Origin of the sequence: Spirosoma liriopis, assembly GCF_023196085.1 — a bacterium.
In the GTDB taxonomy this organism is placed as follows: domain Bacteria; phylum Bacteroidota; class Bacteroidia; order Cytophagales; family Spirosomataceae; genus Spirosoma; species Spirosoma oryzicola.
Genome location: NZ_JALPRF010000001.1, coordinates 144829 through 157203 on the forward strand (window position 1 = coordinate 144829; position 12375 = coordinate 157203).

Here is a 12375-nt window from a genome sequence, read left to right on the forward strand (position 1 = left end):
TGATTTCTGGCAATGCGTCGTCTATTTTCTTTGTCCTTTATTCTACCGGTTTCCTTCGCTTATCGAATAAGCGTTCGCAAGGATTGGGTTGCGGCTCTTTTTAGTACCCTCTTTTTGGTGAACGCCTGTCGCGCTCAATTGCCGTCGGGCAGGGATACCTCAACGGTCGGAGTAGATACCCTCAATAGCAGACGAACAATTCATTATCAGGATGTTGCCGACGTTCTTAAACGGTGCTTCCCACGTTTGGGCATCACCACTCACGACTCGGCCTCGTTGCAGGAAGGGAAACGGTTTATCCTGGTGCTTCCTCAGGTTGGCTACACCCTTCAAACGCGTGCCCTGGCTGCCATTGTCGTCAATACAGCTTTCCGAAAGCCACTCGCGAACATGTCAACCATGACCGGAACGCTTTCCTACACCCAGAATAATCAGGTGATTCTGATGGCGAATGCCGCCGTATGGAGTGCCGCCAACCGCTATTTATGGACCAACGACTGGCGGTTGATGCATTATCCACAGGCGACCTACGGATTAGGCATGTACACGTCCACCGACCGGGTGATCAACATGGATTATGCCTACTTCCGCCTGTATCAAAGCCTGTTACGGCGTCTGGCACCAAACCTCTACGCTGGAATTGGTTACGCACTGGATTTACATTGGGGTATCAACAGCTACGATAGTCGTCGGGAATTAACGCGGATCTCCCGCTATTCGGTTGGCGTGGCCGGTCGATCGGTATCCTCAGGTCCTACACTGCATATTCTATACGACAATCGGCAGAATGCGATCAATCCAAACGGCGGCTTGTACGTTAACGCCGTTTTTCGCGCGAACACGCAAGCACTCGGCAGCGATAAAACCTACCAATCGCTGTTGATCGAAGCCCGAAAGTACATACACCTACCTCGGCAATCAGACAACATTCTGGCCTTTTGGTCCTATAACGCGCTAACGTTGAGCAGCGATCCTCCTTTCCTGGATTTACCCAGCACGGGTTGGGACAGTAACGGAAATGTTGGCCGGGGGTTTATCCAGGGACGTTTTCGGGGCAAGAAACTACTGTATGCCGAAACCGAATACCGATTCCCACTAACGACCAATCGGCTTTTAGGGGGTGTCATTTTCGCCAATGCCCAATCCGTTACGGAACATCCCAGCGAACAATTCGAAAAGGTTGTACCAGCGGTTGGAGCGGGTTTGCGCTTGAAAATGAATAAAATTTCCCGAACAAACCTCTCTGTCGATTACGGATTTGGCTTCGATGGATCGAAAGGTTTGTTCTTTAATTTAGGCGAAGTCTTCTAGCTTAAATTACATTCATTTTATCCAATAATTAGCAGACTAACCTACCAAAAGGTATAAGGGAATCTCTATAGACTAAACAATTAGAAAGGGTGAGTAATTTGATTAAGTAAATTTTGACAAAAACCGGCTGTAAAGTAAAATTTTGACGTTTTTAGGAGGTAACTTGCTGCACAGTTTTCTTCTCTATAGATTACCTTCATAAACATACAGTTTTGGTGAAACGTCTCCCTTTTTTGTTGCTGGTGTTTGTCATTTTTGCGGTAGGCCAGCCGTGTCTGTACGCCCAAAAGAAAAACGAAGCCTATCAACTTCACATCAGCAAAGCCACATCACCTATTGTTGTCGATGGAAACCTGGACGAACCGGCTTGGCAGGCGACAGAAGTAGCAACGGATTTCTGGATGGTACTGCCTATGGATACCAGCCGAGCCAACGTTCGTACGGATGTTCGAATGAGCTACGATGACCAGAACATTTACCTGAGTGCCGTCTGCTATCACGGCGATGTAGCAGGGCCTTATATCGTTGAATCGCTCCGGCGCGACTGGTCTTTCCCGAAGAACGATAATTTCATTCTTTTCATGGACACCTTCGACGACCAGACCAATGGTTTCGCTTTCGGAGTTAATGCCGCGGGAGCGCAATGGGACGGCCTGTTGTACGAGGGCAGTAAAGCGAACTTAAGCTGGGACAACAAATGGACCTCTGCCGTTCGTAACTATTCAGATCGTTACATCCTCGAACTGGCGATTCCGTTCAAGACCATCCGCTATAAACGTGGCATTACCCGCTGGGGCGTCAACTTCGGTCGGCAAGACCTGAAAACAACCGAGAAATCGTCCTGGACGCCTATTCAGCGCCAGTTCCCGACTGCTTCTCTGGCTTATACGGGTGTGCTGGTCTGGGATCAGGCACCCCCACAACCCGGCCCCAACATTTCGCTTATTCCCTACGCCCTCAGCGGTTTAAACCGCAACTACGAAGGAAATACGCCGACAGACAGTCGCTTTGACGCGGGCATGGATGCCAAAGTGGCCGTCACCTCATCGCTGAATCTTGATCTAACCGTTAATCCCGATTTTTCGCAGGTTGACGTTGATCAGCAGGTCACGAACCTCGACCGTTATGAACTGTTTTTCCCCGAAAAGCGGCAGTTCTTTCTGGAAAACGGCGACCAGTTCACCAACTTCGGCTATTCAACCATCCGTCCTTTTTTCAGCCGTCGGATCGGACTCGGTGGCGTCCCGATTCGCTTCGGTGCCCGGCTAAGTGGTAAACTCAATAAAGACTGGCGGATCGGGTTGATGGATATGCAAACAGGCCGGGTAGACAATATGGGATTACCCGCCCAGAATTTTGCCGTAATGGCCCTGCAACGTCGGATTTTTTCCCGATCAAACATCGGTTTTCTGTTTGTCAATAAAGAGTCGCTGTCGTACGAACCCGTTTCCGATAAACCGATCTACTCGCGCTACAACCGAAATTTTGGTCTGGAATACAATCTCGCATCCTCGAACAACCTCTGGATGGGTAAAGCGCTGTATATAAAATCGTTTAGCCCCGAAACTTCGCAGGAGGACAACGCGGTTTACGCAGCCAACTTGCAATACAATAGTCGTCGATGGCTAATCAGCGGACAGCTCGAAATGGTGGGAGCCAATTACACCGCTGAAGCGGGCTACGTACCGCGCCGGGGTTACGAGCGGGGAACAGCAACCGTTGGGTATACGTTTCTCCCGACCAATGGACCCATTCTGAATCACGGTCCCACCTTAACGTCTACGTATTTTTTCGACAAAGCCGGGCGGCAGAGCGACAACGAAACGTACCTGGGCTATACGTTAACGTTCCGTAGTCGAAGCGTTTTAACGGCCTGGGCCGCCACCGACTATGTGCGGCTGCTGCAACCTTTCGATCCGACCAATTCGGGACGCGAAACCCTGGCGACCGATACCGAACACAACTGGACGGCCTGGGGCACTCAGTTTACGTCAAAACCACAGAGCCTGTTCACCTACGGATTTTCAACGCGCTACGGCGGTTACTATTCCAACGGCTCACGGCTAAACCTCACGGCGGATGTAGGGTACCGCTTTCAGCCTTACGTCAGTTTGGCAGCCAGTGCGAACTACAACGATATTCGCTTACCCGGCCCCTGGGGGAAAACGACGTTCTGGCTCGTCGGGCCACGCTTCGACCTGACCATGACTAATACGCTGTACCTGACGACTTTTTTGCAGTATAATGAGCAGGCTAAAAACATGAACCTGAACGCCCGATTCCAATGGCGTTACAAGCCAGCTTCTGATTTGTTTATTGTTTATACCGACAACTATCTGCCTACGATGGGACAACCGGGATCTTTTTCGGTTAAAAACCGGGCGTTGGTGCTCAAGTTTACGTACTGGTGGAATATCTGATGCTCAGCATTTAAAACAAAGCGTTCCGCTGTCTGTTATTTCTTCAATCACGCGCCAAACGTGATCAGTTTACTACACAAAAACCAACCAACGTTATGAAAAGTCTAATGCGTTTTTTCCCAATAGCCTTCGTGGCCCTGTTCATGACCTTGTTTCTGACCAGTTGCCAAGTCGTAGGTGATATATTTAAAACGGGTGTCTGGACCGGCGTCATACTCGTCGTCGTCGGTATTGGCGTTGTGATCTGGCTCGTCTCAAAATTGTTTGGTGGCGGTGGCCGGTAATAAAGTCAGATCGCTTCTACAAAAACAAAACCCGATCCAGCAATGAATCGGGTTTTGTTTTTGGGCTATTCAGGAGTTAGCCGCTAACGCAGGAGAGGCCATCTTTTCCGGACGAAAAGACGGCCTCTCCTGCGTTGACTTAAGTCGATTTAGGCTACCAGTTCCAGCAGACCGTCCCGCTGTAATACGGCTTTCTGACGTTCGCTCAGATCGTCGGATGCTTTCATAAGTGGCAACCGAACCTCCGCCGAAATCAAGCCCATGATTTCCATGATGTTCTTTACACCAACCGGGTTTCCTTCTTCGTACAGAAGCGGGTCGATGCGCAGGAAATGGCCGAGTTCTTTTTGGGCAAAACCAAAGTCACCCTGCAAGGCTGCATCAATTATCCCTGAGAACTTAGCCGGGAATGCATTGGCTATCACCGACATCACCCCTACTCCACCGATGCTGATAATGGGTACAGCCTGAATGTCGTCGCCGGAGATCAGCAGAAAATCATCGGGTTTGTCGCGGGCAATTTCCATGCACTGCTCAATTACGCACGACGCTTCTTTAACACCGATGATGTTGGGATGCTGAGCCAGTTCGCAAATCGTCTCCGCCGACATGTTGATACCCGTTCGGAACGGAATATTGTACAGGATCACGGGAACAGGGCTTGCGTCGGCAACGCGCGTGAAGTGTTCGATAACTCCCCGTTTGCCGGGTTTATTGTAATAAGGACAGACGGACAGAATTGCGTCGACCCCTTCGAAATCAATATCCTTCATCCCCGCCACAACATCCGACGTTACGTTACCGCCTACGCCAAACACGATTGGAAGCTTCTTGGTATTATTTTCTTTAAGATACTGTAACAATTGTTTTTTCTCCTGCTTCGTCACCGTTGGCGATTCGCCCGTAGTGCCTTGCAGAACAATGTAACGGACGCCCCCCTCGGAAACGTGCCGGATGATGCGGCCGAAGCCGTCGAAGTCGACAGAATGATCGGCTGTAAACGGTGTCACAATAGCCACACCGACGCCGTGAAATGTAGTGTCCATTATCGGATACAAGAGTTTATTACCACAAAGTTACGGGAATTGAACCGGAATTTTTTTGCAAATGCGTCAAGCATTACAACTATACGCGGCCATTGTAAGTCTTAGGGGTAAATTTTGACAACGATGCGCCTTATTTTCGTCATTTTCCTGATTGGTCTGTCGAGTTGTAACTGGGAATCCGTTTTACCCGATCCTGCCAGTACGGTTATCGATGTGAAAAGCCAGCGGGGATGGCGAACAACCGCGCTCGACAACGCGTACAAGATTCAGTTTCCTCGTGGCTACCAGGGTGGAATCGGCCCAACGATTGAAGGACCGGAGTTTAGTCTAAAACGATATGATCAACAGGCTTACTTCTTGGGTATTATGCCCTTTTTTGGCGGGGGTATGCCCCTACCGAATCCACAACCAGCCACCATCCCTCATGGGAACGTGCTCTTAGACCGGTTCGTTACCTTTCAGCGAAATGGACAAACCCAGGGCTTGTTTTACTATGCTCAGCAGCCTAAAGCCCTGGGTCGTTTATATTTACTTCACAACGGCACCCTTGGTTATAGCATGATTGTTCAATATGATTACAGCCTGCACCAGGAAGTTTTGGGCATTTTGCAAACCATTCAACCTCACTAGTCACGCATCGATACACTACACGTCCAGCATCGCCAAGAACTCATCTTCGCTGATCATGGACACATTCAGCTTCTGGGCTTTTTCAACTTTCGACGGTCCCGCGTTTTCGCCTACAATCAGATAGTTAAGCTTTTTGGAAATACCACTGAGCAGTTTACCTCCATTGGCCGCAATCCGGGCTTCCAATTCCTCCCGACTGAAATTAGCGAAGGTACCGGTGTACAAAAATGTCTTACCCGCGAGTGTGTCTCCCTCCGGTTCAACGACTTTTCGTTCGCCGACAAATTGCAGTCCGGCGGATCGTAGTCCTTCGACAAAGTCTTGGTTCAGTGGGTCGGCAAACCAGGCAACTACGCTTTCAGCGATGCGTGGTCCCGTATCAGGCACGGCCAGTAGTGCCTCCTGACTCGCGTTCATAATGGCATCCATTGACCCGAAATAATCAGCTAGTTTTTCGGCCGTTGTGCCCCCGACGTAACGTATACCTAAGGCAAACAAAACATTCTTGAAAGGTTGCGCTTTCGAGCGTTCGATTGCCGTCAGGATGTTTTCAACCGTTTTTTCGCGGAAACTAACCACCCGACGCTTTCCCGTTTCTTCGTCTTCGAAGACTTTTTCGATACCCAGCAACTCAGCTGACGTAAGTGAATAGAGGTCAGCGGGTGTCTGTACCAGTCCCCGGTCGATAAGCAATTCGATTTTGCCTTCCCCAAGACTTTCGATGTTCATCGCCCGACGCTGGATAAAGTGTTCAAACCGGGCTTGCCGCTGCGGAGGGCAACCCCGTTCGTTGGGGCAATAAAAATGCGCTTCGCCTTCTTTGCGAATGAGTGGCGTACCGCAGGCCGGACAGGTAGTCGGGTAAATAATCGGTTGGCTCTGACCGGTCCGTTTGCCCAGATCAACACCCGTAATTTTGGGAATGATTTCGCCCCCTTTTTCTACGAATACGGTATCGTGTAATTGAACACCTAACCGCTCGATCTCGTTGGCGTTGTGCAGCGACGCTCGTTTTACGATGGTTCCGGCCAGTAGTACGGGTGTCAGCATCGCAACGGGCGTTACGGCACCTGTCCGGCCAACCTGGTAATTGATACCGTTCAGCGTTGTGCTGGCCGCCAACGCTTTGTATTTGAAGGCAATAGCCCATCGGGGACTTTTAGCCGTATAGCCTAGTTCGCGCTGCTGATCATAGCGGTTTACTTTAATAACGATCCCATCGGTACCAAGCGGTAGATCGAAGCGCTTGGTTTCCCACTCGCTGATGTACAGCATTACGTCCTTGATAGTCGCGCATTTTTGCCAGGTTTGCGATACGTTGAAACCCCAATTTTTCAGGGCAACAAGGCTTTCTTCGTGGGTCTGGAAGATTTCGGGTTCGGACAGAAACGAGTATAGGTAACAATCCAATCGGCGTTTGGCTACGGCTGCGGAATCCTGCTGTTTAAACGTGCCAGAGGCTGCATTTCGGGGGTTTGCCAGCAGGGCTTCACCAATATCTTCACGCTCTTTGTTGATCCGTTCAAACTCAGCCAGTGGCAAAAACCCTTCGCCCCGCACCTCAAATAGAGCAGGAATGCCTTCCCGGTGTACGCGCAGGGGAACCGTCCGAATCGTCCGGATATTATTTGTGATGTCGTCGCCACGAACACCGTCACCACGGGTAGCCCCCTGCACAAGCACGCCGTTTTCGTAGGTCATACTCAGAGCCACTCCGTCGAACTTAAGTTCGCAGATGTATTCAAACTCCTGACCGTTCAATCCTTTCCGCACGCGATTGTCGAATTCAACCAGATCTTCCTCGGAATAGGTATTTCCCAGCGAAAGCATCGGAAAGCGGTGATAGACCGTTTGAAACTCTTTACTAACGGTTCCACCCACCCGGGCGGTCGGCGAGTCGGGTTTGCGAAATTCAGGATGCTGAGCTTCCAGACCAGCTAATTCGGCTAACAATTTGTCGAACGTAAAATCGTCTACTTCCGAAACGCTGTTCTGGTAATACTGATGATTATAATAATTCAGGCGGTCGGTCAATTCCGCAATGCGCTCCTGGGGTGTCATACAATAAAATTAAATAGGCGCTAAGGCACTCTACTGACTTATAAAACAATTAGATACACAAACAAACAAGCTTTTTTTGCCTCAAAAACTACTTTCGTCTATTCTCTACTTACTCCACAAACTACTTCTCAATACGGGGTTTGTTTCCTTGTTCAAGCAAAAAAACATAGTTTTACAGGATAAAATTGTAAGCAGTTTACGGAAACCAGTTGCATAACCGTTCTTTTTAGGCAATTAGTTTTCGACTGTTCCTGAATAACTATGACTCAGCCTTTCATTGCGCCTTCGTTGCTAGCTGCCGACTTTGCGAATCTGCAACGGGACCTCGAACTAATAAACCGTAGTGAAGCCGATTACCTGCACTTCGATGTGATGGATGGCGAGTTTGTTCCCAACATTTCGTTTGGCTTTCCTATTCTCGATGCTGTTCGCAAGCACTGCCAGAAACCACTGGATGTGCATCTGATGATCACCCAGCCGGACCGGTACATTGACGCCTTCGCCGAAGGCGGAGCCTCGGTAATTCATGTGCATTACGAAGCCTGCACGCACCTTCACCGCACCCTTACGCACATTCGCGAGATGGGCTGCCGGGCGGGCGTCGCACTCAACCCACATACACCCGTAACAGGTCTGGAGGATGTGCTGGAACAGATTGACGTAATCCTGATCATGTCGGTCAACCCCGGATTCGGTGGTCAATCGTTTATTCCCAATACCCTCCCCAAAATAGCTAAATTAAAGCAGATGCTGACGGCAAATCGCTCGTCGGCACTGATTGAAGTAGATGGTGGTGTCGGCCCGAAAAACGCAGCGTCCTTATTAGACGCGGGTGCAGACATATTGGTAGCGGGCAGTTCCGTTTTTGGTGCCAGCGATCCGCTGGAAGCCATCCGGCAACTGAAAAACAGTCGCCAACCGCTCATGGCTTAACCCGGCCGCTTACTATACCAACCCATAACGTTACGTTCCGCAAGCTTGTACTTATGAAGACATTATCCATGGCCATCACACTCAGTATCTTACTGCTGACAATGGCCTGTCGTAATACTACCCAAACCCAATCGGAAGCGACTAGCCCCGCCGACTCAACAAAAGCTCCCCCAGCCCCCGAATGGGCTAAAAACGCCACCATTTACGAGGTAAACACCCGCCAGTTTTCCGCAGCCGGTACGTTCAAAGCCGTTGAACTACAGCTACCCCGCCTGAAAGAGCTAGGCGTTGACATCATCTGGATGATGCCCATTTATCCAATCAGTCAGAAAAACAAGAAAGGAACACTGGGTAGCCCCTACGCCGTTGCCGACTATAAATCGGTGAACCCCGACTACGGTACGCTGGCAGACTTCAAATCGTTGGTCGACCGCGCTCACGTGCTCGGCCTGCGCGTGATTTTGGACTGGGTTCCCAATCATACTGGCTGGGATCATACCTGGGTCAAAGAACACCCGGACTGGTACACGCTCGTCAAAGGAAAGATGACAACACCACTCGACCCCAAAACCGGCAAACCGACCGACTGGACCGACGTAGTTGACCTCAATTATGACAATCCGGCTATGCGCAAAGGCATGATCGAAGCCATGCAATATTGGATCAAAGAATGCGATGTTGACGGCTATCGTTGCGATGTAGCGGGCTATGTCCCCGATGATTTCTGGGCACAGCTTCGACCCGAACTGGATAAAATCAAGACCGTATTTATGCTGGCGGAGTGGGAAGACGACCCTGCCCAGTTTAAGAAGTGCTTCAACATGAATTACGGCTGGGCCTTGTTTGCGATGATGAAAAATATTGCGCAGGGAAAATTACCCGCCACCAGCCTGGACACCTTGCGCAGCAGCAACCAAAAACGGTTTCCAGCCTGGTACTACCAGATGCTGTTTACCCAGAACCACGACGAAAATACAAACAATGGTACGCTGGAAGAATCGTTTGGCCCATCAGCCGACGCGTTCATTGTGTTGAGCAGCACCCTGGAAGGAATGCCTTTGGTTTACAATGGCATGGAATCCAATTTAACGAAACGACTCGCCTTTTTCGAAAAAGACACGATTCCCTGGGGCACCTACGAAAAGAGTCACTTTTTTAAAGCACTGCTAACCCTCAAGCACAGAAACCGGGCGCTCTGGAACGGTCTGGCGGGCGGAAAGGCCGAGAAAATTACAACCGACCACGACGAAACCGTCTACGCTTACTCGCGCCAGCGTGACAACGACCGGGTTACCGTTTTACTTAACCTCAGCAACCAGGCTCAGACGTTTCGTCTGTCAGGAGAAGGCTATGAAGGGTTGTACACGGAAGTGTTCAGTCGTCATCCGATGGAGCTAAAACCCGATATGTCTCTCACGCTAAAACCCTGGGAGTATAAGGTGTTAACCAATTAAGTTTTTGTAACTTACCAAACACAATCTGAATGTGTAGTTTGGAGTTTATAGGCTAGCGTTCGTCCGTACTAAAATCAGTACACGAATTTGTCCTGAATACTTTTTTCGTTTATGCGAGTTTGGAGCATCCTGTCAGGCTTGTTGATTATTATGGCCGAAGCAGTCAGTCTAGCACAATCAGCGGGCGGGCGCTCGACGGACACACAACGGCGTACCACTACTCAACCCGAATCACAAGGCCAGAACAGCGCCCCGGTTCAGTGGGCTAACCGTGTGGTGGGATTTTCGTCCGAGAAGGTAAGCGGAAGCGGTGAACAATATAAAGCGTCGCAGGCGTTGGGCCGACCCAGTAAGGTCCCGAACCTAGGCGAAAGTCCTGCGGCCTGGGCCCCCAAAACGTCCGACGGTACCGCCGACGAATGGATTCAGGTTGCCTTCGCCAAGCCAATGACCATACGGCAAATTGTTATTGGCGAAAATGTGAATCCGGGTGCGGTGGTACGGGTACAGGTGATTGACGCCCAAAAGAAAGAGCATACGGTGTACAAGAACGCCACACTATCACCCCGAACCGATCCTGTGCTACGAATCGCCCTGAACGATTCAGCCGTGGTAGGCGATCAGGTAAAAGTGTTTTTAAACGGGGCATCCATCGCGGGTATCAACCAAATCGATGCCATTGGTATCTCGGATGATACCAAGCCCATTACGGTCGGCATCAACGTATCGAACGAGACGCCAAAAGAAATTATCAAGGAAAATCTCGGCAAAACGGTCAACTCACCGGGGCAGGAAGTCGCACCCGTCATTGCACCCGATGGCCGAACGCTTTATTTTACCCGCAATTTCAACAAAGCGAACATTGGTGGGGCTGACCGGCAGGACGTCTGGTTCTCGACGCTTACCGCCGGTACTAGTGGCAATCCATCGAGTTGGAGTGAAGCCGTCAATATTGGCCCGCCCATCAACAACGCGGGTGACAATGCCATTAGCGGTCTTTCGCCCGACGGTCGCATCGCCTACCTGATCAACGTATACCTGCCCGACGGCGGTTTGTCGTTCGGCATATCCCGGTCGGTTAAAACCCGTCAGGGCTGGTCGCAACCCGTCGAGTGTAAAATCGCCAACAACTACAACCTACATGAGAAAAACCAGTTGGAGTTCTGCGTCTCGCCCGATGGCAGAGCGATCATTCTGGCCGTGCAGCGGAAAGACACCCGTGGCAACCGCGACCTGTACGTAGCGTTGCAGAAACCCGACAGAACATGGGCAGAACCCATTTCGTTAGGCCCTGTAGTCAACACCGCCGATTCGGAGAGTTCGCCTTTTCTGGCTGCCGATGGCCGGACGCTTTATTTCACCTCGGCGGGTCATCCGGGCTACGGCAACGGCGATATTTTCGTAACGCGCCGACTCGATGATTCATGGAACAATTGGAGCGATCCGGAAAACCTGGGACCAGCTATCAACACGGGCGAATGGGACGGTTATTTTACCATTCCGGCTTCCGGCGATTTCGCTTATCTGAGTTCGCGGGCAGGTTCGATGGGTGAAGACGATATTTTCCGGCTTAAACTTTACCCGGCTATCAAACCTGATCCGGTCGCTATTGTATCGGGACAGGTGCTGGATGCCAAAACGAAAAAGCCGGTCGCTTCCGAAGTAATCTCTAGTCTGGCGAACGAAGATAAGGAAACGGCCAAAGCGGATTATGATCCAGAAACCGGCGAGTACAAACTAATTTTGCCAACGCAAAAAATCTACACGCTCAAAGCCATCAAAGAAGGGTATTTTCCCACTACCGAAACCCTCGACCTAAGCAAAGACAAGCGCTTCCGCGACATCAAGCGCAATTTATTGCTGATCAAGATCGAGGCCGGTCAAAAAATAACGATGGGCGATGTGTTGTTTGAGCAAAGCCAGTTTACGCTACTTCCGGGTGCCTCGAGCGAACTGAACCGACTGGTTGACATGATGAACCAGTATCCGGTGATGGAACTTATGATTGAAGGCCATACGGATAACCAGGGCGATTGGGAGCCTAACATGAAGCTATCCGCCGACCGCGTCCAGACGGTAAAAGAGTACCTAACCAGCAAAGGAATTGCCGAGAGCCGGATCCAGACGAAGGCATGGGGACCGAGCAAACCCATTGCCAGCAACGGCACCGAAGAGAAGCGGAAACAGAACCGGCGGGTAGAATTCACGATTCTCAAGATGTGAGAACAAAGATTTT

9 protein-coding genes are annotated in these 12375 nt (G+C 50.5%); 7 read left to right on the plus strand and 2 right to left on the minus strand.

Annotation, left to right across the window (positions count from 1 at the left end; translation table 11 throughout):
* The first annotated feature begins 12 nt into the window (after nt 1-12).
* From M0L20_RS00640 to M0L20_RS00650, 3 genes are all read left to right on the plus strand, one after another.
* Nucleotides 13-1311, plus strand: coding sequence for a BamA/TamA family outer membrane protein (locus M0L20_RS00640; protein WP_248475194.1), 1299 nt, complete (start codon nt 13-15; stop codon nt 1309-1311).
* Nucleotides 1312-1526: 215 nt separating this feature from the next.
* Nucleotides 1527-3731 (plus strand): carbohydrate binding family 9 domain-containing protein, encoded by a 2205-nt coding sequence (locus tag M0L20_RS00645; protein ID WP_435531812.1) that lies wholly within the window; start codon nt 1527-1529, stop codon nt 3729-3731.
* 95 nt (nt 3732-3826) lie between these two features.
* A complete protein-coding gene (locus M0L20_RS00650) occupies nt 3827-4015 on the plus strand; it encodes a hypothetical protein (RefSeq protein ID WP_232558897.1) in 189 nt (62 codons plus the stop codon).
* A gap of 149 nt (nt 4016-4164) precedes the next feature.
* Here the strand turns inward: M0L20_RS00650 and dapA are convergent, their stop codons facing one another.
* Nucleotides 4165-5061 (minus strand): 4-hydroxy-tetrahydrodipicolinate synthase, encoded by an 897-nt coding sequence (gene dapA, locus M0L20_RS00655; protein ID WP_248475195.1) that lies wholly within the window; start codon nt 5059-5061, stop codon nt 4165-4167.
* 123 nt (nt 5062-5184) lie between these two features.
* Here dapA and M0L20_RS00660 point away from each other — a divergent pair, with 123 nt between their 5' ends.
* Entirely contained in the window at nt 5185-5691 is a 507-nt protein-coding gene (locus tag M0L20_RS00660; protein WP_248475196.1) for a hypothetical protein, read from the plus strand.
* A gap of 15 nt (nt 5692-5706) precedes the next feature.
* On the opposite strand, the gene ligA is transcribed toward M0L20_RS00660, so the two are convergent.
* Nucleotides 5707-7752: an NAD-dependent DNA ligase LigA gene (gene ligA / locus M0L20_RS00665; protein WP_248475197.1), complete on the minus strand. Its 2046-nt coding sequence runs from the start codon at nt 7750-7752 to the stop codon at nt 5707-5709.
* Nucleotides 7753-8013: 261 nt separating this feature from the next.
* On the opposite strand from ligA, the gene rpe reads away from it, so the two are divergent.
* The 3 genes from rpe to M0L20_RS00680 all read left to right on the plus strand — a co-directional run bounded on the left by rpe (nt 8014) and on the right by M0L20_RS00680 (nt 12362).
* Nucleotides 8014-8685 (plus strand): ribulose-phosphate 3-epimerase, encoded by a 672-nt coding sequence (gene rpe, locus M0L20_RS00670; protein ID WP_248475198.1) that lies wholly within the window; start codon nt 8014-8016, stop codon nt 8683-8685.
* 53 nt (nt 8686-8738) lie between these two features.
* On the plus strand, nt 8739-10139 hold the full coding sequence (locus M0L20_RS00675; RefSeq protein ID WP_248475199.1) for an alpha-amylase family glycosyl hydrolase: 1401 nt from the start codon (nt 8739-8741) through the stop codon (nt 10137-10139).
* A gap of 111 nt (nt 10140-10250) precedes the next feature.
* Complete coding sequence (locus M0L20_RS00680) at nt 10251-12362, plus strand: OmpA family protein (protein ID WP_248475200.1); 2112 nt, start codon at nt 10251-10253, stop codon at nt 12360-12362.
* Nucleotides 12363-12375 lie beyond the last annotated feature (13 nt).

Coding starts and splice junctions, on each gene's coding strand:
- M0L20_RS00640 (WP_248475194.1), top strand. CDS start 13: ATGCGTCGTCTATTTTCTTTGTCCTTTATTCTACCGGTTTCCTTCGCT.
- M0L20_RS00650 (WP_232558897.1), top strand. CDS start 3,827: ATGAAAAGTCTAATGCGTTTTTTCCCAATAGCCTTCGTGGCCCTGTTC.
- dapA (WP_248475195.1), bottom strand. CDS start 5,061: ATGGACACTACATTTCACGGCGTCGGTGTGGCTATTGTGACACCGTTT.
- M0L20_RS00660 (WP_248475196.1), top strand. CDS start 5,185: ATGCGCCTTATTTTCGTCATTTTCCTGATTGGTCTGTCGAGTTGTAAC.
- ligA (WP_248475197.1), bottom strand. CDS start 7,752: ATGACACCCCAGGAGCGCATTGCGGAATTGACCGACCGCCTGAATTAT.
- rpe (WP_248475198.1), top strand. CDS start 8,014: ATGACTCAGCCTTTCATTGCGCCTTCGTTGCTAGCTGCCGACTTTGCG.
- M0L20_RS00675 (WP_248475199.1), top strand. CDS start 8,739: ATGAAGACATTATCCATGGCCATCACACTCAGTATCTTACTGCTGACA.
- M0L20_RS00680 (WP_248475200.1), top strand. CDS start 10,251: ATGCGAGTTTGGAGCATCCTGTCAGGCTTGTTGATTATTATGGCCGAA.